Origin of the sequence: Micromonospora sp. NPDC002296 (genome assembly GCF_040296145.1) — a bacterium.
Lineage (GTDB): Bacteria > Actinomycetota > Actinomycetes > Mycobacteriales > Micromonosporaceae > Micromonospora.
Genome location: NZ_JBEOWQ010000016.1, coordinates 123,481 through 142,805, shown reverse-complemented (window position 1 = coordinate 142,805; position 19,325 = coordinate 123,481). Strand labels below are relative to the sequence as shown.

The 19,325-nt window shown below is 74.0% G+C and carries 17 protein-coding genes; 7 read left to right on the top strand and 10 right to left on the bottom strand.

The genetic code is table 11. The features are described 5' to 3' along the window. Positions 1-276: 276 nt before the first annotated feature. Positions 277-1,197 (bottom strand): hypothetical protein, encoded by a 921-nt coding sequence (locus tag ABT023_RS15520; protein ID WP_350885789.1) that lies wholly within the window; start codon positions 1,195-1,197, stop codon positions 277-279. A 49-nt stretch (positions 1,198-1,246) separates the two neighbouring features. After that, the gene (locus tag ABT023_RS15515; RefSeq protein ID WP_350885787.1) at positions 1,247-1,768 is read right to left on the bottom strand and encodes a VOC family protein; all 522 of its coding nucleotides are present in this window, start codon (positions 1,766-1,768) and stop codon (positions 1,247-1,249) included. 47 nt (positions 1,769-1,815) lie between these two features. On the opposite strand from ABT023_RS15515, the gene ABT023_RS15510 reads away from it, so the two are divergent. After that, the gene (locus ABT023_RS15510; protein ID WP_350885785.1) at positions 1,816-2,277 is read left to right on the top strand and encodes a MarR family winged helix-turn-helix transcriptional regulator; all 462 of its coding nucleotides are present in this window, start codon (positions 1,816-1,818) and stop codon (positions 2,275-2,277) included. A gap of 60 nt (positions 2,278-2,337) precedes the next feature. Further along, complete coding sequence (locus ABT023_RS15505) at positions 2,338-3,942, top strand: tetratricopeptide repeat protein (RefSeq protein WP_350885783.1); 1,605 nt, start codon at positions 2,338-2,340, stop codon at positions 3,940-3,942. Positions 3,943-4,044: 102 nt separating this feature from the next. On the opposite strand, the gene ABT023_RS15500 is transcribed toward ABT023_RS15505, so the two are convergent. Then, positions 4,045-4,671, bottom strand: coding sequence for an SGNH/GDSL hydrolase family protein (locus tag ABT023_RS15500; protein WP_350885781.1), 627 nt, complete (start codon positions 4,669-4,671; stop codon positions 4,045-4,047). 150 nt (positions 4,672-4,821) lie between these two features. Between ABT023_RS15500 and ABT023_RS15495 the strand changes: the two genes are divergently transcribed. Beyond that, on the top strand, positions 4,822-7,113 hold the full coding sequence (locus tag ABT023_RS15495) for a HelD family protein (RefSeq protein WP_502890682.1): 2,292 nt from the start codon (positions 4,822-4,824) through the stop codon (positions 7,111-7,113). A gap of 264 nt (positions 7,114-7,377) precedes the next feature. Here ABT023_RS15495 and ABT023_RS15490 read toward each other — a convergent pair whose 3' ends face one another. Then, a complete protein-coding gene (locus ABT023_RS15490) occupies positions 7,378-7,785 on the bottom strand; it encodes a hypothetical protein (RefSeq protein ID WP_350885779.1) in 408 nt (135 codons plus the stop codon). Positions 7,786-8,020: 235 nt separating this feature from the next. On the opposite strand from ABT023_RS15490, the gene ABT023_RS15485 reads away from it, so the two are divergent. Further along, positions 8,021-8,416 carry a hypothetical protein gene (locus tag ABT023_RS15485; protein WP_350885777.1) on the top strand — a complete coding sequence of 132 codons (396 nt, stop codon included), beginning with the start codon at positions 8,021-8,023 and terminating at the stop codon, positions 8,414-8,416. A gap of 71 nt (positions 8,417-8,487) precedes the next feature. Here ABT023_RS15485 and ABT023_RS15480 read toward each other — a convergent pair whose 3' ends face one another. Then, entirely contained in the window at positions 8,488-9,522 is a 1,035-nt protein-coding gene (locus ABT023_RS15480; protein ID WP_350885775.1) for a sporulation protein, read from the bottom strand. Positions 9,523-9,804: 282 nt separating this feature from the next. Next, positions 9,805-10,563: an SDR family oxidoreductase gene (locus tag ABT023_RS15475; RefSeq protein ID WP_350885773.1), complete on the bottom strand. Its 759-nt coding sequence runs from the start codon at positions 10,561-10,563 to the stop codon at positions 9,805-9,807. A 279-nt stretch (positions 10,564-10,842) separates the two neighbouring features. On the opposite strand from ABT023_RS15475, the gene ABT023_RS15470 reads away from it, so the two are divergent. Continuing rightward, entirely contained in the window at positions 10,843-11,913 is a 1,071-nt protein-coding gene (locus ABT023_RS15470) for a MerR family transcriptional regulator (protein ID WP_350885771.1), read from the top strand. A 392-nt stretch (positions 11,914-12,305) separates the two neighbouring features. Here the strand turns inward: ABT023_RS15470 and ABT023_RS15465 are convergent, their stop codons facing one another. Continuing rightward, on the bottom strand, positions 12,306-13,694 hold the full coding sequence (locus tag ABT023_RS15465; protein WP_350885769.1) for a cellulase family glycosylhydrolase: 1,389 nt from the start codon (positions 13,692-13,694) through the stop codon (positions 12,306-12,308). Between the two features lie 496 nt (positions 13,695-14,190). Between ABT023_RS15465 and ABT023_RS15460 the strand changes: the two genes are divergently transcribed. Beyond that, on the top strand, positions 14,191-15,153 hold the full coding sequence (locus tag ABT023_RS15460) for a TIGR03557 family F420-dependent LLM class oxidoreductase (protein WP_350885767.1): 963 nt from the start codon (positions 14,191-14,193) through the stop codon (positions 15,151-15,153). A 44-nt stretch (positions 15,154-15,197) separates the two neighbouring features. After that, positions 15,198-16,001: an alpha/beta fold hydrolase gene (locus ABT023_RS15455; RefSeq protein ID WP_350885765.1), complete on the top strand. Its 804-nt coding sequence runs from the start codon at positions 15,198-15,200 to the stop codon at positions 15,999-16,001. A 251-nt stretch (positions 16,002-16,252) separates the two neighbouring features. Here the strand turns inward: ABT023_RS15455 and ABT023_RS15450 are convergent, their stop codons facing one another. The 3 genes from ABT023_RS15450 to ABT023_RS15440 form a co-directional block, all read right to left on the bottom strand. Beyond that, the gene (locus ABT023_RS15450; protein WP_350885763.1) at positions 16,253-16,924 is read right to left on the bottom strand and encodes a hypothetical protein; all 672 of its coding nucleotides are present in this window, start codon (positions 16,922-16,924) and stop codon (positions 16,253-16,255) included. A gap of 71 nt (positions 16,925-16,995) precedes the next feature. After that, positions 16,996-17,799, bottom strand: a complete 804-nt coding sequence (locus ABT023_RS15445) for an endonuclease/exonuclease/phosphatase family protein (RefSeq protein ID WP_350885761.1) — start codon at positions 17,797-17,799, stop codon at positions 16,996-16,998. A gap of 8 nt (positions 17,800-17,807) precedes the next feature. Further along, positions 17,808-19,298 (bottom strand): phosphatase PAP2 family protein, encoded by a 1,491-nt coding sequence (locus ABT023_RS15440; RefSeq protein ID WP_350885759.1) that lies wholly within the window; start codon positions 19,296-19,298, stop codon positions 17,808-17,810. Positions 19,299-19,325: the final 27 nt, after the last annotated feature.

Genomic DNA, 19,325 nt, shown 5'->3' with positions numbered 1-19,325 from the left:
CGGGGCCCACCGCGGCCACGGGCCGGGGCCGGTGTCGTCTACCCAGTACATGCCCGGGGCCTCACCCCCCGTTTTGGCGGGGGGCCCCCCCGCGCCCGGCGCCCCCCCGCTCGCCGTCCCGGCGACGGCCTGACCACGCCCCCACGTGCCGGCGACGGTTCGGCAGCGTCCCGGCCGGATGGTCACCCGGCGCGGTCCCCCTCGGGACCGTCCTCCGGCACGGCCGCCTCGGGACGGTCCTCCGCGGTTACGGCAGGGCGTCCGTCGTGCTCGTGCTCAGGCAGCCGGGCCGCCACCCGGCGCTGCGGTGATCACCACGTCCCCGCCGAGCCGGCCGTGCTCCGGGTCGCGAGTCACCGTTCCCGAGTCGAGCAGGCCGGTCACCGCGCGGGTCGCGTCGGCAGCCCGGTAGGGCGTCGCGGTGAGGGCGTGTCGGCGCAGCTCGGTGACCGTCCCCGGGCCGTGCCGGTCGAGCTCGGCGAGCAGTTCCCGGGCCAGCGGTCCCGGGTCCGGCTCCGCGACGACGTCGAGGGGCCGCCCCCGCGGGTCGGCCGGGTCGAGCAGGCGCATCCCGGAGGCGACCGCCCAGAGCGCGTCCTTGAACGCCTGGAGGCTGCGGTCCGACGAGGTCGCGAACGTCACGTGCCACCCGTCGGACCCGCCGGCCGGCGGCCCCGCCGGGTCGGTCGCCGCGACCAGGTCGGCCTCGGTGACCAGCGGGAAGCCGGCCACGTCCAGCGCCGGCCGCAGGGGCGATCCGGGGCCGGTGATCAGCAGCAGGTCGGCCGGGCGGCCGGCCCGCGCGGCGGCCAGCAGGGCCGGCGTCGGGTCCGCGCCGTGCGCCACGGTCAGCAGCGGCGCGCCCACCGCCCCGGCCGCCTTGAGCGCCACCGGCAGCCGCCCCGGGTCGCCGGGCATGACGTGCACGGCCACCTCGGCGGGCAGGGTCGCCTCGATCGCGCCCAGCCGGGCCGGCAGCGCCTGGTCCCCGTCGGCCAGCACCAGGATGGTCAGCCGGAACCCGCGCAGCCGGTCGGCGAGGCCCGCCACCGCCCGCAGCGCGGCGTCCGCGCCCCCCGCGTCGGTCCCGGCGTACGCCAGGGCGAGGGTGGCCCGCCGGGCGCGGTGCAGCGCTGCGGGCAACCAGGCTTCGAGCTGTCGGGCGAGCAGCTCGTGCAGGACGGTGTCGGTCGGCATGCTGTCGTTCTACCCCACCGGCCCGGGCCGCGGCTCCCCACCCCGGCGGTCAGGCCGGGACGGAGATGCCCACCCCGCCGCGGGTCTGACCGCCGTGGCGCTGCCGCTCGCGGTCCAGGTCGAGGCGGCCGATCCGCTTGCGGGCGGCCAGGGCGTCGTCGTCGAGCCGGTCGGCCGGGACCAGCCAGACGATCTCGAACTCAAGCCCGTCCGGGTCCTGCCCGTAGAGGCTCTTGGTGGTGCCGTGGTCGGAGCTGCCGACCAGGGCGCCGGCGGCGGCCAGCCGCTCGGCGGTGACGGCGAGCTCGTCGAGGGTGTCGACCTCCCAGGCCAGGTGGTAGAGGCCGACGGTGGCCCGGCCCGCGGTGGAGCGGCCGGCGGCCCGGCCGAGTTCGAACAGGCCGAGGTCGTGGTCGTTGGTGGAGCCGGCGGCCTGGAGGAAGGCCGCGCCCCGGAACCCGTCGGGGGTCATCGGGATGACCCGGAAGCCCAGCACGTCCCGGTAGAAGGCGACGCTGCGGGCCAGGTCGGAGACGTAGAGGACGGCGTGGTTGAGGCGGTGGATTCCCATGCCGCCCAGGCTAGCGCGATTTGGTTGAGCGTTCAACAAGCTCGGCTATGCTGGGGTCCATGACCCGCTGGCTGGACCCTGACGAGCAACGCACCTGGCGGGCGTACGTCGCCGCCACCCGGGCGCTGATGGACACGCTCGACCGCGAGCTGCAACGCGACTCGGGCATGCCGCACGCGTACTACGAGATCCTGGTCCGGCTCTCCGAGGCGCCCGACCGGCGGCTGCGGATGGGCGATCTGGCTGACGCGACCGGCTCCTCGCGCAGCCGGCTCTCACACGCCGCCGCGAGACTGGAGGCGTCCGGCTGGATCCGGCGGGAGGACTGCCCGACCGACCGGCGCGGGCAGGTCGCCGCGCTCACCGACGCCGGGTATGCCGCCCTCGCCGCCGCAGCTCCCGGCCACGTCGAGGGGGTGCGCCGGCACCTCTTCGACGCGCTCAGCCCCGCCCAGGTGGACCAGCTCCGCCGGATCAGCGAGACGCTCGCCGACCACCTGACCGGTTGATGACCGAATCGCGATAGTCGGGGGGTTGTACAAATTGTCGCGGGACGGCCACGATGGGGCGTGTCCTCCGCCTTCGGTGATTTGACCGTCCAGGCGCACCACCTGGTGTCCGCCGGCGACCTGGCCGGCGCGCAACAGCTGCTCTCCGACGCGCTGAGCGACGCCGATCCGCGCCCCGACCACGCCTCCCCCGAGCTGGCCGACGCCGCCGGCCTCCAGGCCCGTGTGCTGGTCGCGCTGGGCGAGCCCCACTCGGCGCGGGGCTGGGCCGCTTTCGCGTACGCGGCCACGAGCGGGCTGTACAGCCCCTCAGACCCGCGTACGGTCTCGGCGGCGGCGACCCTCGCCGCGGTGCTGCACCGGGTCGGCAGCTACGCCCGCGCCGCCCGGCTCTACTCCGACGTCATCATCGAGCTGACCGCCTCCGACGGGCCGGAGTCGCTGCGGGTGCTGGCCGCCCACGCCGACCTGGCCACCGTCGAGTACGCCCGCGGCCAGTGCGAGGTGGCCCGGGAGCGGTTGCAGGACGCCTGGGAGCTGCACCGGGAGGTGTACGGGGACGGCCACCCCAGCGGCATCAAGATGCTGGCCCGGCTCGGGGCGATGCAGCGCGACTGCGGGGAGTTCGCCGAGGCGCACGACCACCTGGCCCTGGCCCGGGAGCTGTGCCGGCAGCACCTCGCCCTGGACGACCCGCTCGCCGTACAGGTGGCGGGCCTGGCCCGGGCCGCCGCCAACCCCGACCACGTCTGCGCGCGGACACCTCCGGCCGACCGGGAGGAGCCGGCGGAGGCACCGGTGGTCCCGGCAGCCCGCGTCCCGCCGGCCGCCGAGGGGCCACCGACGTACCAGACGGCGTGGCCGCCGGAGGACGACCCGTACCCGCCGGCCGTGCCCGCCCCCCGGACGCCCCCCGACGGGGTGGCCCACCACGCCCCCGCGTACCCCGGGGTGGACGACGGCTGGCCCCGGGACGACGACGAGCGGGACGTCCGGCCGTACCCGGAGGACGACGAGCGGTGGCCGGACGAGCCGGGATGGCCGGCCGCGAACTCGCTGCCCCCGACGGTCGTCGGTCTGGCCGGTGCCGCCGACGAGCCGGCCGGGGTGCGGGCCGTGCACCCGCCTGTCACCCGGGAGGACCGATCCCGGCTGCTCCCGGTGCTGGTACCCCGCCCGCCCGCGCCCCCGCCGCGCCGGCTCACCCCACTCGTGGTGCTCGGCGGGGTGACCGTGGTGGTGCTCGGCACGGCGGCGGTGATCGCCGGGGTCGCCCGGGTCGACCGCCCGGCACCCGGCCCGGTGCCCTCGGTCACCGCCCCACCGGGCTCCGGCGCCCCGGGCGGCGGCCCGTCCGGCGGCGCGTCGGCCAGTCCCCGGGCTGCCGCCTCACCCGGCACCCCGCCGGGCGGATTCACCGTCCGGGACAACCAGGACAACATCGCGCTGCGCTGGACGTACCCCGCCGGCGCGACCGGGCCGGTGGTGCTCGCCAAGGGGCAGCCCGGGCAGGAGCCCCGCGCGTTCGAGACCCTCCCGCCCGGCAGCACGAGCCTGCTGGTCTACGGCCTGGACCGGGCCGACGACTACTGCTTCACCGTCGCGGTGGTGTGGTCCGTGGAGACGGTCGGCCGGACCAGCCCGGTCTGCACCGACCGCCGCTGACCGGGATGCCCGGTCGGCCGACCGGGCACCGGGGCCGGCACGTCGCGGGGTGGGGCCGGTGCGATGGCGTGGGGCCGGTGCGGCCCGGCGGGCCGGTGGGCCTCAGGCGGCCAGGGCGGTCAGGAAGGCGTCCGCGATGACCGCATGGCCGGGCAGCCCCGGGTGCACCCGATCGTCGGCCCAGCGGCTCGACGGGCTGTGCCGCAGCACCCGGTCGAAGGCCGCCTGGGTGTCCACGTGCACCGCGTCGAAGTCCTTGGCGAGGGCGGCCACCACGGCGGCGTACCGGTCGGTCTCGGCGCGCTGCGGCTCGTCGACGTCGGCCTCGATGAGGAACGGGTCGGCGAGGACCAGCCGGCACCCGGTCGCGTCCACGGCCCGGCGCAGCAGCGCGCGCAGGGTGCGCTCGTACTCGTCGATCGGCACCGCCTCGGCCTCCCGGCCGGGGACGAACGCGCGCCAGATGTCGTTGATCCCGATCATCACGGAAAGCCAGTCGGGGCGCTCGCCGATCGCGTCGGCGTCCCAGCGGGCCGCCAGGTCCCGGACGGTGTTGCCGCTGATCCCCCGGTTGACCCAGGTCAGCTCGCGCTCCGGGTGCCGGGCGTCGACGAACGCGCGGACCAGACTCGGGTACCCGACGCCGTAGGGGGCGGCGGCATCACGCCGGCCGCAGTCGGTGATGCTGTCCCCGATGAAGACGACGCGCTGACCGGCACCCAGCAACATCCCGCACGACTCCGTCCCCGGCGGCGGTGGTTCCCGACCGATTCGCTTGGTGGGAGAGGTCGTCGCACGGTATCTTTTGCAGTTCAGGCACAAAAAAGGAACGGCGATAATTGCCGTTCCGAATGCAATCCTAATCACTAGGGAGACGGCTTGTCAAGGCACTCCGCGGGTCCCGACGAGCTGCGGCACGATGACGAGATCGGCCCCGAGCAGGAGTACGTCTCCATGCTCTACTGCCGGCTGGACGGCATGCGGGAACAGGCCGCCCGTCGGCTCGCCGAGGAACTGCACACCACCGGCGGCACCCTCCAGGCCCGGTCCCAGCGGGACAGCTCCGTGCGGATGTACGCCGAACAGGTCGAGCAGTTCTCCGCCGTGGAGAACGGGCTCTGCTTCGGCCGACTGGACGCCGACGACGGCGCGCGCCACTACATCGGCCGGATCGGCATCTTCGACACCAGCGGCGACTACGACCCGCTGCTGATGGACTGGCGGGCCCCCGCCGCCCGGGCCTTCTACCTGGCCACCGCCGCCAACCCGCAGGGTGTACGGCGGCGACGGCACCTGCGGACCCGGCAGCGCAAGGTGACGGCCCTCAACGACGAGGTGCTCGACCTGGCCGCCGCCTCCCCCACCGCGCACGAGGAGCTGACCGGGGAGGCGTCGCTGCTCGCCGCGCTCACCGCCGGCCGGACCGGCCGGATGCGCGACATCGTCGAGACCATCCAGGCCGAGCAGGACCGGATCATCCGCGCCGACCTGCCCGGCACGCTGGTGGTCCAGGGCGGCCCGGGTACCGGCAAGACCGCCGTCGCCCTGCACCGCGCGGCGTACCTGCTCTACACCCACCGCAATGTGCTCTCCAGCCGGGGCGTGCTGCTGGTCGGCCCGAACGAGACGTTCCTGCGCTACATCTCGCAGGTGCTCCCGGCACTGGCCGAGACGGGCGTGCTGCTGCGTACCCCCGGGGACCTTTTTCCCGGGGTCAGCGCCCGCCGGGCGGAGCCGGCGGAGGCCGCGGCGGTCAAGGGCCGTGCCGAGATGGTGCAGCTGCTCACCGAGGCGGTGCGGGACCGGCAGTGGGTTCCCGACGAACCGCTGGAGATCGAGGTCGAGCGGGAGGTCCTGCGGCTGGACCCGGAGACCGTCCGGGCGGCCCGGGACCGCGCCCGCCGCACCGGCCGGCCGCACAACCTGGCCCGCGCGGTCTTCGCCGTCGAGATCGTGCACGCCCTGGCGGACCAGGTGGCCGACCGGATCGGCGCGGACCCGCTGGGCGGGGAGAACCTGCTCGACGAGGCCGACGTCGCGGAGATCCGCCGCGAGCTGCGCGAGGACCCCGAGGTGCGGGCCGCGCTGGATCGACTCTGGCCGGTGCTCACCCCGCAGCGCCTGCTCACCGACCTGTACGCCGACCCCGACCGGATCGCCGCCGCCGCGCCCGAGCTGACCGACGTCGAGCGGGCCCTGCTGCACCGCCGGCCGGGCGGCTGGACGCCGGCCGACGTGCCACTCCTCGACGAGGCCGCCGAACTGCTCGGCGAGGACGACCGCACCGCTGCGGCCCGCCGGCAGCGCATCCGGGCCTTCCAACGCGAGTACGCCGAGGGCGTGTTGGAGATCGCCCGGGGCTCCCGCTCCATCGACGTGGAGGACGAGGCCGAGGGCGGCGAGATCCTCGGCGTCACCGACCTGCTGGACGCCGACCAGTTGCTTGAGCGCCAGGAGGAGTCCGACGGGCTGACCGCCGCCCAGCGCGCCGCCGCCGACCGGAGTTGGGCGTTCGGGCACGTGATCGTCGACGAGGCGCAGGAGCTGTCGCCCATGGCCTGGCGGCTGCTGATGCGCCGCTGCCCGAGCCGGTCGATGACGATCGTCGGGGACGTGGCGCAGACCGGGGCGCTCACCGGCACCCCGTCGTGGGCCGACGCGCTGGAGCCGTACGTGGCACAGCGGTGGCGGCTGGAGGAGCTGACCGTCAGCTACCGCACGCCCGCCGAGATCATGGCGGTGGCCGCCGAGGTGCTGACGAAGATCGACCCGCACCTGCTCCCGCCGCGCTCCGTACGGGAAAGCGGGGTGCCGCCGTGGGACCGTCGGGTCGCCGAGGAGGCGCTGCCCCGCGAGCTCACCGAGGCGGCGGTCGCCGAGGCGGCCGGCCTGGCCGACGGGCGGCTCGGGGTGATCGTCCCCGCCGGCCGGGTCGACGAGCTGGGCACCGCCCTGGTCGCGGCGCTGCCGGAGGCGGCCGTCGGCGAGCACCCGGAGCTGGAGAGCCGGGTGGTCGTGCTGACCGTCGGGCAAGCCAAGGGGCTGGAGTTCGACTCCGTCCTGGTGGTCGACCCGGAACGGATCGTGGCCGAGTCCCCGCGCGGGCACAGCGACCTCTACGTCGCCCTGACCCGCGCCACCCAACGCCTGGGCATCCTCCGCCCCGCCTGACCACCCAACCTGAATCGCCCCACCCCGACCGCCCCGCCGCGCCCGCCCCACCCGACACCCCGCCACCCGCCGCCGCGCCAGCCCCACCTCGACCACCCCAACCACCCGCCTCGCCGGCCCCACCCGCCCGCCCCGCCGCGCCCGAATGTCGATGTTGGACAGTTTCCGTCCCCCTGGAACGACAACTGTCCAAGTTCCGGGCTCGGGCTCGGGCGGTGGGCGGGGCAGGGGGCGGGCGGCGGGGCGGGGTTGGGGCGGGGCGGGTTATTCGTCGGTGAAGTCGCCGACCTGGCTGGCGCTGCTCGACTGGTCACTCGTCGAGCCACCCGCCGGGGTGCTCAGGCCGCCCGTGGTGGCGTCGCCGGTGGTGGTCGGTGCGACCTTGCCCGGGTGCCGTTCCGGCTGCCGGGCCACCCGCCGGACGCTCGCCGGGCCGGCGGTACCGCCGGTCGTGGTCAGCGCGCCCTGGCCCCGGGTCGGGCCGCCGTCGCGCAGCACCTCCGGGTCGATCGGGACGTCCGCCGGGTCGCCCGGGTCCTCCTCCTGGAGGACCCGCGTCTCGTCGGTCTGCGGCACGGTGACCTCGTCGAGGGCTCCCTCCCCGTACACACCGCCGGCAATCCGTTGCTCGGCCTTGCGGGCGGACTCCCGCACCATGTCGTCCTCACGCACGTCCATCACCTCGCAGATCAGTCGGATCGCGCTGCGTGCCCGGGGGCCGGCCGACCAAACCCCACGCCAGGCCCGCGCTGACGCCGCCATTCGGGGGGCCGGCGGGTGTTACCTCGGCGGACCCCGGGGTAGTCGGGGGGTGCCCCCGCCGAGAACGCCAACCGTGCCGTGGCCGAAACGCGGTAGCGGGGCGAGGGAGCGCAGGTAGGACTCATCGCATCCTGAGGAGGACAAGATGAGCACGCAGGCTGCATCCACCAGGTCGACGAACCGGCCGCAGGAAGCGCCGAACCGCGCGATGAACGACATGCCGAACCGCGCGATGAACGAAGCGCCCACCAGGCAGATGCCGATGATGCACGACGGGCATCGCGAGCCGATGCAGGCGCCGGGCACGGAGACCAAGCAGGCCTTCATGACGACGGAGTTCTGGGTCTACGTCGCCTCGGTGATCGGCGTGCTGGCCGCGTCGTACCTGGTCGGCAAGAACTCGGTCGGCGTGGACATCTTCCGCGCCCCGCAGGCCTGGTTCTTCATCACGCTGCTGACCATCGGTTACCTCGGTAGCCGGGGTCTGGCCAAGGCCGGCAGCAGCTTCCGCAGCGGCGCGGAGCGCAAGAGCCGTCACTGACGGCACCGATCAGCTCCGAGTAGAGCGGTGGCCCTCCGGGAATCTCCCGGAGGGCCACCGTCGTTCCTACGTCACTCCTCGTCGCCGCCGAAGCCCCAGTCCTCGGCGAAGTCACCCTCGACCGCGTCCTCGATCATCTCGCCGGCGACCATTCCGCCGACGGCGCCGAGCGCCGCGCCCGCGACGATGCCGCCCATGCCGCCGCCCCGGCCGTGGCCGCCGTGCCCGTGGCCGCCGTGCCCGTGCTGCATCGGGTAGCCGTGCGAGGTTCCGTAGCCGGGGGGCGCACCGAAGCCCTGCGGTGCGCCGAAGCCCTGCGCGCGCAGGCCGCCGTAGCGGGACGTGGTCTCCTGCAGCCAGCCGTCGACGACCTGCGCCCAGTCGACCCGGTCGGCGTCCGTGTGCGCGACGCTGTACCGGCCGAAGACGTCGTGGCCGGCACTGAGGAAGCCGCCCCGCTTGTCGCACTCCAGCACCACGTCGATGCCCTGCGGACTGGTCACGAAGGTCAGCTCGACCTCGTTGATGACCTGCGCGTACTGCGGCGCGGCGAAGAACTCGATCTCCTGGTAGAACGGCAGCGTCTGCTGCGTGCCACGGATGTGGCCGCGCTCCAGGTCGGCGCCCTTGAACCGGAAGCCGAGCCGGGCGAAGGCGTCCAGGATGCGCTCCTGCACCGGCAGCGGGTGGACGTTGACCTGGTCGAGGTCGCTCTTGTCGACCGCTCGGGCCACCGCCACCTCGGTGCGCAGCCCCATCGTCATGCCGTGCAGGCGCTGGCCGTACACGTCGGTGATCGGGGTCTCCCACGGCATCGGAAGCTGGAACGGGATCGAGAGCTGCTGCTTCGGGGCCAGCTCGAACGCCCCGGCGACCGGCAGCCGGTGGAACTCCATCACACCGGCGTACTCGCTGTCGCCGCTCTCCATCTCGACCCGGGTGACCAGGCCGACGACGATCTGCTCGATGGCCGCCGATGCGTCGCCGCCGACCAGGTTGACCTTCCCGTCGAGGGCGAGCCCCGGCCGGGTGTTCGGGTTGGCAAGGACGGTGTCCACACTGGGACCGCCGACACCGAACGCGCTCAACATCTTCTTGAAGACCATCGCCACTCCCGTAGACGGGCGCGCGCTCCACGCTGGAGCGTCGCAGCTCACGCAGGTGACCGTAACCACCCGTGCTGTGAAGTGCCTGTGAGGGTCGCGGCGTGTCCCCGGCGGCAGGGTTCCTTTCGAGCGCGCCCTGGAGCTGCCCCGTCCGTGCGCCCGGCCAGACCCGGCAGGGCCTGGCCGGACGCCTGGGGCTGGGGCTGATGTCGCGTCAGTGCGTCCGGCTGCCGCCGTCGAGGGGGTGCCCTTCCTCCCACTCGGGGGCGGTGCCGCGCCGACTCAGGAGGTCCAACCTCCGTCGGAGGCGACGACGGCCCCGTTGACGTTGATCGCCTCGTCGGAGCCCAGCCAGCAGACCAGCGTGGAGACCTCGGCCGGCGTGGCCGTCCGGGTGACCCGTCCGAACGACCGCTCCAGACGCTCGTACGCCCACGGAAACTTCGGCGCGGCGCTGCGGCCGATGTTGGTCTGGACACCGCCGGGGCAGACCGCGTTGGCCCGAACGCCGTCCTCGGCGTACAGGTTGGCGATCGAGCGGGTCAGGCCGACCAGCCCGTGCTTCGAGGAGACGTACGCGCTGCCCGCGACCGCTCCGGTGAGGCCGCCGATGGAGGCGACGTTGACGATCGCACCCCCGCCCCGCGCCGTCATCAGCGGCAGCACGGCCCGGCACAGCCGCATGGGACCGGTGAGGTTGACCGCCAGAACACGCTCCCAGGTGGCGTCGTCCAGTTCCGTGACGGGGAGGAAGTGGTCCATGATCCCCGCCACGTTGGCCAACAGGTCGACGCGTTGCTCCGGCAGCGCGGCGACGATCCGGTCGACGTCGGCCTGCACCGTGATGTCGGCGACGATCATCGTCCCGGGGTGGCCGTCCTCCTCCATGAGCTTGGTGGTCGCGGCGAGACCCTCGGCATCGACGTCACAGCCGATGACCGTGGCTCCCTCCGCCGCAAGCTGCTGGGCGACCGCCTGCCCGATACCCGATCCGGCTCCGGTCACGACCGCGACCCGTCCGGCGAAACGCTGCTCGCTCATGATCATTCTCCGTTCCCCGGCCCCCGCGGCGGGCTCATCCGTCCATGTCCCGTACGGGCAACCTCTCCTTCCATGCTGCCAGGGAAGGCTGTTGCCCGCAGGGCCGAAAGCCCCAGGCGGGTGGGGGCGAAGGGCGCGAACCTCGGTCGGTACCGCTGTCCTCGATGTCGAACGGCCGAGTTGTCCGCCGCCTTCGGACCCGCGCTTGACCTTGCCCCTCGGGGAGGCCCCAGCCTGGCCCGTGCCGGTCGCCGCGACCGGCACGAGGAGGATGTCGACGTGGCGCTGCTGACCATCGGGGCGTTCGCCAGGGCGGTACGCCTGACGCCGAAGGCGTTGCGGCTCTACGACGAGGTGGGGCTGCTGCACCCGGCCGCGGTCGATCCCGAGTCGGGGTACCGGCTCTACGCCCCGGACCAGGTGGAACAGGCCCGGCTGATCGCCGCGCTCCGCCGCATCGGCATGCCGCTGGCCGAGATCCGCACCGTCTGCGGGCTCCGGCCCGCGGCGGCGGCCGAGGCGGTCGACGCGTACTGGCGGCGGGTCAGCGCCGACACGGCGGCCCGGGGCCGCCTCGTCACCCTCCTCGTCGACATCCTGTCCGGAGGGAGCACCACCATGTCCGATCCGACCCCCGCCCTCGGCATCCGCCACGCCGCCCGCTGCGACACCGGGGCCTTGCGGGACAGCAACGAGGACGCCGCGTACGCCGGCGAGCGGTTGCTGGCCGTCGCCGACGGGATGCGCGGCCCCGGCGGCGCCGCCGCGAGCGCCGCCGCCATCGCCGCCCTCCGGCCGCTGGAACTGGCCGACGTGCCGGTCGCCGAACTGCTCACGCTCCTGGCCGGCGCGGTCGCCGACGCCGACCGCGCCGTGCGCGAGGCTGCCGAGGCGGAGCACCGGCCGGTCACCACCCTCACCGCGCTGCTGCGCTCCGGTTCCCAACTGGCGCTGGTGCACATCGGCGACACCCGGGCGTACCTGCTGCGCGGGGGCGAGCTGTTCCCGCTGACCCGGGACCACACCTACGTGCAGTCGCTCGTCGACCAGGGCAGGCTGGACCCGGCCGGGGCCGCCGCACACCCACAGCGGGCCCTGCTGGTACGGGCCCTCGGCGCCGGCGGGGCCTACGTCGAGGCGGACCTGGCACTGCGCACCGCCGTCGAGGGGGACCGCTACCTGCTGTGCTCCGACGGGCTCTCCTCGGTCGTCGACCGGGCGGCGCTGCACTCCGCGCTCGCGGCGGGCGACGAACCCGACCAGGTCGTGGCGCGGCTGGTCGAGCTGGCGCACGCCGCCGGGGCGCCCGACAACATCGCCTGCGTCATCGCCGACGTCGTGGCGGCCTGAGGGCCGGTATCGAAATCCGCCGTGCGAGCTTGGACGGCGGGGCAGGCCGTGGCGTGGTATCGCCCGCTTCACCACCCAGCCCGAGCATCGCGCAGCCGCTTCACATCCCGGGCCAGCACGATCAGACGACCGGAAGCGTCACGCTCCGCGAGCGTTGCACAGGGGGCAGCAGAGCAAAGGCGATCGGGCAGGTGTCACCGCTCGGTCGGCGCCGACTCCGGCGCCTGAGTCGACGTCGTCGGCGCCAGCCCTCCAACCGACGTCAGCGCCTGCGGACGACACCAGCGCCGGGACCGGCGCCGCGCGTCGGCGTGCCGGAAACGGGGGCGGCCGGGTCCACGTACCCGAAAAGAGGGTGGCCGGGTCCGTACGGACCCGGCCACCGCGGGGTGTCAGGAGGCGGTGCAGGTGACGGCGGGGACGGTGTTGGTGCCGCCCGAGCTGCCGATGAAGCCGAAGCTGGTGCTGGCCCCGGTGCCGAGCCTGCCGTTGTAGGCCACGTTGTGGGCGGTCACGGCCGACCCGCTGCTGGTCACCGTGGCGTTCCAGGACTGGGTGACGGTCTGGCCGTTGGCGTACGTCCACCTCGTCGTCCAGCCGTTGATCGCGGCGGAGCCGGCGGTCACCTTGACCTCGCCCTGGAAGCCGCCCTGCCACTGGTTGACGATCGTGTACGTCGCCGTGCAGCCGCCGGTGGGCGGCGGAGTCGTGGGCGGCGGCGTCGTCGGCGGGGGCGTGGTGGGCGGGGGCGTGGTGGGCGGGGGCGTGGTGGGCGGCGGAGTCGTCGGGGTGACCCCGCCGTACACCGAGGCCTCCCTCGACGTCGCCCTGATGCCGTTGGCCCCGTTGAAGATCCGCTGCCCCCAGGTGGTCAGGGCCGCCGGGTTGAAGTTGGTGGCCATGTCGAGGTACTCGACTCCGCCGCCGTTGCCGCTCCACGACCAGCCCAGGTACCCGATCCCGTTGGCCTGGCTGTACGACAGGATGGTGTCCTCGTCCGGGTTGCCGTCGGAGTGGTCGAAGCCGAACTCGCCGACCACGATCGGCAGCTTCGCGGTGCGGAACCGGCCCAGGTAGTCGGTTATCTCCGCGGCGGTGTCGAAGACGCCGTACATGTGGATGGAGAAGACGGTGTTCTTCTGCGGGTCGGCCGCGAAGACCGACGCGGCGTTGTCGCGCATGGTGAACGACCAGTCCTGACCCCAGTTCGGGGCGTCGACCATGATGGTGTGCGTCAGGCCGGCGGCGCGCAGCCGCTTGATCGCGTTGGCCGAGTCGGTCGCCCAGGTGCCGTAGCCCTGGTTGCCGTACGGCTCGTTGCCGATGTTGACGATGACGTACTTCTCCTGGCCGGCGAGGGCGCTGGAGATGCTGAGCCAGTAGTCGACCGCCCGGTCCAGGGTGATCGCGCCGGCCTGCTCGCCGTAGCCGGTGGTGTCGTGCACCTCCAGCACGCAGATCAGCTTGTTGGCCTTGCACAGCGAGATGACGTTGGTGACGTCGGCGGTGTCGTTCTTGGCCCAGCGGTCGCCGCTGGCCAGCACCACCCGCACGGTGTTCGCCCCGAGAGCCTTGACGTTGGCGAAGGAGCTGGTCTGCTGCGCGTACCAGGTGTGGGCGTGGTTGACGCCCCGCATGACGAACTCGGTGCCGTTGGCGTCGTACAGCTTGCCGTTGGCGACGGAGAAGCCGGCGGCGGCGTGCGCCGGCTGCCCGAAGGCGAACACGGCGGCGAGGACCGTCAGCAGGGCGACGCCCGCGACGGAGAGACGTTTTCTCATGGCCTTCCTCAGGGAGGGGTCCCCCCGTGCCCAGGCGGGGGTGCGGTGGTGGTGACGTAGAAGGCGACTGGCCCGTCAGCCGCCCGTCCGGCTCCCGACGGCGCAGGGATCAGCGTAAGCCGATATCCTGTCCGGAGCAACCGGTTCAGTAAGTGCCCGACCGACGTCGGGACCCGTGGCTGGCCCGCCCGCCTACGGCACCCGAACCCGTCCTGCTGGGCGATCGGCCACGCCTCCCGCGACAACCTGATCCCATCGCGACCCGGCGATCATCCCCACGGCCGAGTCACCCTGAACCGGTTAAGTCCCACGCTTCCACCCACTCGTTCACGGAAAGAGTGGCCAACCGCACCGGAATGACCACTCTTTCCCGGAAAATGCGGGCACGGGCGGGGCGCGGGCGGGCGGGGCGGGGACGGGGCGAAGCGGATCCGAGGGTTGACGACGGGCGGTCGGGGTATCCGGGGACGATCGGAAGAGCGAAGGAGATGTCGCGATGGTCAACGTCGGTTACACCCTGATGTGCGAGCAGGCCGGCCCCAAGGAGTTGGTGGACCACGCGGTGCGTGCCGAGGCTGCCGGCTTCGACCAGCTCGTGATCTCCGACCACTACTACCCCTGGCTGGACTCCCAGGGCCACGCCCCGTACGCCTGGTCGGTGCTCGGGGCGGTCGCCCACGCCACCAGCCGGGCCGAGCTGATGTCCTTCGTGACCTGCCCGATCCGCCGCTACCACCCCGCCGTCGTGGCGCAGAAGGCCAGCACGATCGGGGTGCTCTCGGACGGCCGGTTCACCCTCGGCCTGGGCGCCGGGGAGAACCTCAACGAACACATCGTCGGCGGCTGGCCGCACGTGCAGCAGCGGCACGAGATGTTCGAGGAGGCGTTGCAGATCATCCGGCCGCTGCTCAACGGCGAGACGCTGACCTTCTCCGGCAACCACTACGACGTCCCCGACGCGTACGTCTGGGACCGGCCCGGCCGCCCGGTGCCGATGGCCGTCGCCGCGTCCGGCCGGCAGTCGGCGACGCTGGCCGCCGACTACGCGGACGGGATCGTCGCCACCGAGCCGGACCCGCACATCATCCAGATGTACGACGAGGCGGGCGGCGCGGGTCGTCCCCGGTACGGCCAGGTGGCGATCTGCTACGGCCCGGACGAGGCGGAGTGCCGCAAGATCGTGCACGACCAGTTCCGCTGGTTCGGGATGGGCTGGAAGGTCAACGCCGACCTGCCCGACCCCGACGCGTTCGCCGCCGCGACCCAGTCCGTCCGCGAGGAGGATGTCGCCGAGGGGATCTCCTGCGGCCCGGACACCGAGCGGCACGTGGAGGCGTTCAAGAAGTTCGTCGACGCCGGCTTCACCCACGTCGCGCTCGTCCAGGTCGGCGGCGACACCCAGCCGATGTTCCTGGACTGGGCCCGGGAGGAACTACTCCCCCGACTCCGCGAGCTGTGACGGCCACGGTCCGGCCGAGGGGCCCGTCCGCTGCGGCCCCACCGGTGGGGTTCTCCCCGGCGCAACTGCGGCTCGCCCTGGCCGCTCCCCGACCCGCCGCCGGGCTGACCAGCGAGTGGCGGCTGGTCGACGGCCTGCGTACGCACACCCGCCGCACCGCCGACCCGCGCACCGGGGCCCCGCCCGTGGTGCTGGTGCACGGGCTGGCGGTGTCGCACCGCTACCTCACCCCGCTGGCCCTGGCGCTGGCGCCCACCCACCCGGTGTACGTGCCGGACCTGCCCGGCTTCGGACTCAGCGCCCACCCGTCCGGCGCGTACGACGTCACCCGGCACGCCGAGCACCTGGCGGCGTGGCTGACCGCGTACGGGCTGCCGCCCGCGTGCGTACTGGGGCACTCGTTCGGCGCGGAGGTGGCCGCCGCGCTGGCCGCCCGCCACCCCGGGCGGGTCCGGGCGCTGGTGCTGGCCGGGCCGACCAGCGACCCGGCCGCCCGCACCCGGCGAGCACAGTTCGGTCGCTGGCTGGTCGACACCCTGCGCGAGGCGCCGTTGCAGGCCCCGGTCCTGCTCCGCGACGTCTGGGACGCCCGCCCTCCGCGGGTGTTCGCCACCCTCTCGCACTCGGTGCGCAACGCGATCGAGGCGGACGCCGCCCGGGTCGCCGCACCCACCCTGGTGATCGCCGGCTCCCGCGACCCGGTGGCCCCGGCCGCCTGGCGGGACCAGCTCACCCGCCTGGTACCGAACGCCCGCACGGCTGTCGTCGCGGGCGCCGCCCACAATGCCGCCACCACCGCCCCGGCCGAGGTCGCCGCGGCGGTACGCGCCCTGCTCGCCCCGCACTAGGACAAGGACCGCCATGCGCATCGGCAACACGGAGATCCGCCCGCTCGGCGGTGGCCTCGGCTGTCTCCTGATGATCCTCTTCTCGCTCCTGGCCTCGATCGCCCTGACCGTCCTCCTCAACCTCCTCCTCTAACCCCCGCCCCACCCCGTTTCCCGCGATCTTGCACTTGCGGCCCCCGTGATGAGGCTTTCGCCCCTTTGGCCGGGGCCCGAAGTGCAAGATCGACGGGGTTCGGGGTGGGTGGGGTGGGTCAGCGGCGGAGGCCGAGGGCGGTCAGGAGATCGCGGGTGGCTCGGCGGATCGGGGTCAGGATCGAGTCGCGGAGCCAGCGGACTGTCGGGGTGACCGTGGCCCGCCAGGCGGCGCGCAGGACCCGTCCGGTCGGGACGGCGGTGTGCCGCCACAGCCAGCGCAGGGCCAGGCCGGCCGGGCGGAGCAGCAGCCGGTGGAGAAAGTCGACGATGCGGCCCGTGAGCCGCCAGGCGTACCCGAGGGCATCGGCCACCAGCCGCAGCAGCCACCACAGCCCGCGCCCGACGGCGGCCAGCGCCGGGCCGAAGGCCCGCACCAGGGGCACCAGCATGTTGCGGATCAGCCAGTCGGCCGCCCCCACGAGCAGGCGCGCCACGGGCCGGACCAGCGTCCGGAAGACCCAGACCAGCGGGTGCCAGAGCAGGTGCCTCGTCAGCCACACCAGCGGTATCCAGACCAGCCGGTCCAGGAGCCAGGCAAGGGGACGCAGCACCCAGGCCCGCAGGGCCCGGCCGAGCGGGCTGAGCAGTTGGCGGGCCAGCCACCGGGCGGAGCCGGCCAACAGTTCCCAGACCAGCCGTACGGGCAGCACCACGACCAGGGCCACGCCCCGGGCGATCACGGCGAGCAGCGGAGGCGGTTCCGGTTGCCCGGTCGGGGCGGTGTTCACGGGCCGAGCGTAGAAAGCTCCGGCAACGGTGACCGTCCCGCGAGGGCATGCCGGGGCGCGGGGCGCACCGATCAGGCCGGGATCAGGTCGAGCTCGGCGAGCACCGGATAATGGTCGGAGGCGTACTCGGTGTCGCCGCCGCGCCGCACCTCGCAGGACCGGACCAGCCGGGCCAGTGCACGGGTGCCGAAGAGGTAGTCCAGCCGCATGCCGGAGAACTCGACGCCGCCGCCGTGCCGGGTGGGCGCCGTCAGCCCCTCGTCGCCGGGCGAGCGCGCGGCGTACAGGTCGACCAGCCCGGCGGCGGCGAGTCGGGCCACCGCCCGGGTCTCCACCGTCCGGCCGTCCCGACGCAGGTGACGGCGGCGGTACGCGGGCGGCAGCCGGGCGACCCGGGCGGAGTGGTCGGTGCCCGGGTCGAGGGTGTTCAGGTCCCCGGCCAGCAGCGCCAGCTCCCCGGGGGCCCGGCGGACGGCGGCGGCCAGCCAGCCGGCCTCGATCCGCCGCCGCAGCCCGGTGTACGGGTCGAGGTGGGCGGCGAACAGGGTGAACGGCCCGGCGTCGGTGGCCACGGTGACCCGTACGGCGGCGTGGTGGAACGGGCGGCGGACCGGGCCCGCCGCGAGCACCCGCAGCGGCGCGCGGACCAGCACCGCAACCGGCTGGCCGAGGCAGGAACGGGCCAGGTACGGCCGCATGCCCACCTCGGCGGCGAACCCGGCCAGCACGCCGCCGGAGTCGAAGCCCCGCAGTTCCTGGACGGCCAGCAGGTCCGGCCGCTGCGCGGCGACGACCCGGGCCACCCGGTCCAGCCGGCCGGGACCTGTCCGGTCCCGGCCGCCCGTCCTGATGTTCCAGGTCATCACCCGCAGCATGGCGCGGGTCAGTCCGGCCGGCCGGCCTTGGCCAGCTCGTCGTCCAGCTCGTCGACCTGCTCCGAGGAGATGGCCGGCTGATTGCCCTCGGCCACATCGGCGTTGGGGCGGATCGCCCAGTAGAGCAGGCCGATCCACAGGGCGCTGAGCAGGATCGCGCCCATGAAGTCGGTGGGGTGGTGCATGCCCCGGTACATCCGGGAGGTGGCCACGCCGACCGGCATGATCACGGCCAGGGCCACGAAGATCCACCGCCACCAGCGGTCGGTGCGGGGGAACACGATGACCGCGATGGCCAGCCAGAGGCAGATGGTGGCGGCGATGTGCCCGGACGGGAACGACGAGGTGGGCATCTGCCCGTCCAGGTTCTCCACCGGCGGGCGGGGCCGGTCGACGACGTGGGCGGAGGCGAGGAAGAGGGTCAGCTCGCCGAACATCGCCAGCGCCACGAAGAGCACCGGTCGCCAGCGCCGCCACACGGCGAGCACCAGCGGGCAGAAGACCAGCGAGACGATCAGGATCGCGTGGGTGTCGCCGAGCTTGCTCCACCACCAGCTCACGTCGGTCAGCGTGTCGGTGTGCCGCTCGGCGAACCAGCGCGGGACCTCGGTGTCCAGGGTGCCGAAGAAGGTGTCCTTGGCGTGGTAGCTGACGAACGTGCCGAAGGCGTACAGGGCGCCGAACACCAGCACCCAGCCGACCAGCAGCTCGGCGACGGTGGAGCGGGGGTGCTCCAGCACGTGCTCCTCGGCCGGGGCGGGGGCGATGTCGTGCCCCGCCTCGGGCTCCAGGCCCTCGGTCAGCGGCGGCACCGGCCGGCCGCGCTCGCGCCGCCACAGCCGGAAGGCGTACGCGGTGACGCCCAACCAGGCCGCGCCGAGCAGCCAGCCGCCGATCACGTCCGAGACGTAGTGCACGCCCAGCGCGATCCGGGTCAGCCCGATCAGCGCCACCAGCACGGCGGCGATGGCGATCGCCGGCTTGCGCCAGCGGGGCGCCATGGCCGGCAGGAACACCAGCAGCAGCGCCCCGTACGCGACGAACGAGCCGAGGGCGTGCCCGCTGGGGAAGCTGTTGCCGGGGGCGCTGGCGATCGGCACGTCCACCACCGGGCGGAGCCGACCGACCAGGGCCTTCAGCGACGGGTCGAGGATCAGCCCGCCGACCCCGGTGATGATCAGGTAGACGGCCAGCCGGGCCTGACGCCGGATCAGCAGCCCGATCACGGCGACGCTGACCAGCCAGATCAGCACCGGCCGCCCGCCCAGATCGGTGATCGCCTGAAGCACGGTCACCAGGGCGCCGTGCGGCGCGACGAGCCCGTTGAACCACTCCGCGACCTCGTGGTCGGCGTCGTTCAGCGGGCTCCAGCGGAAGCGTACGAGCATGAGCAGCAGGCCGAAGGCGACCCCCGCGCCGCCGACGGCCACCAGCCCCACGATGCTCCGCTCAGCGAAATGGCCGAGTGGTCGCCGCACCACCTCTTTGACCGCGGTCATCCCGCACCTCCCTTGTCTGTCCTGGCG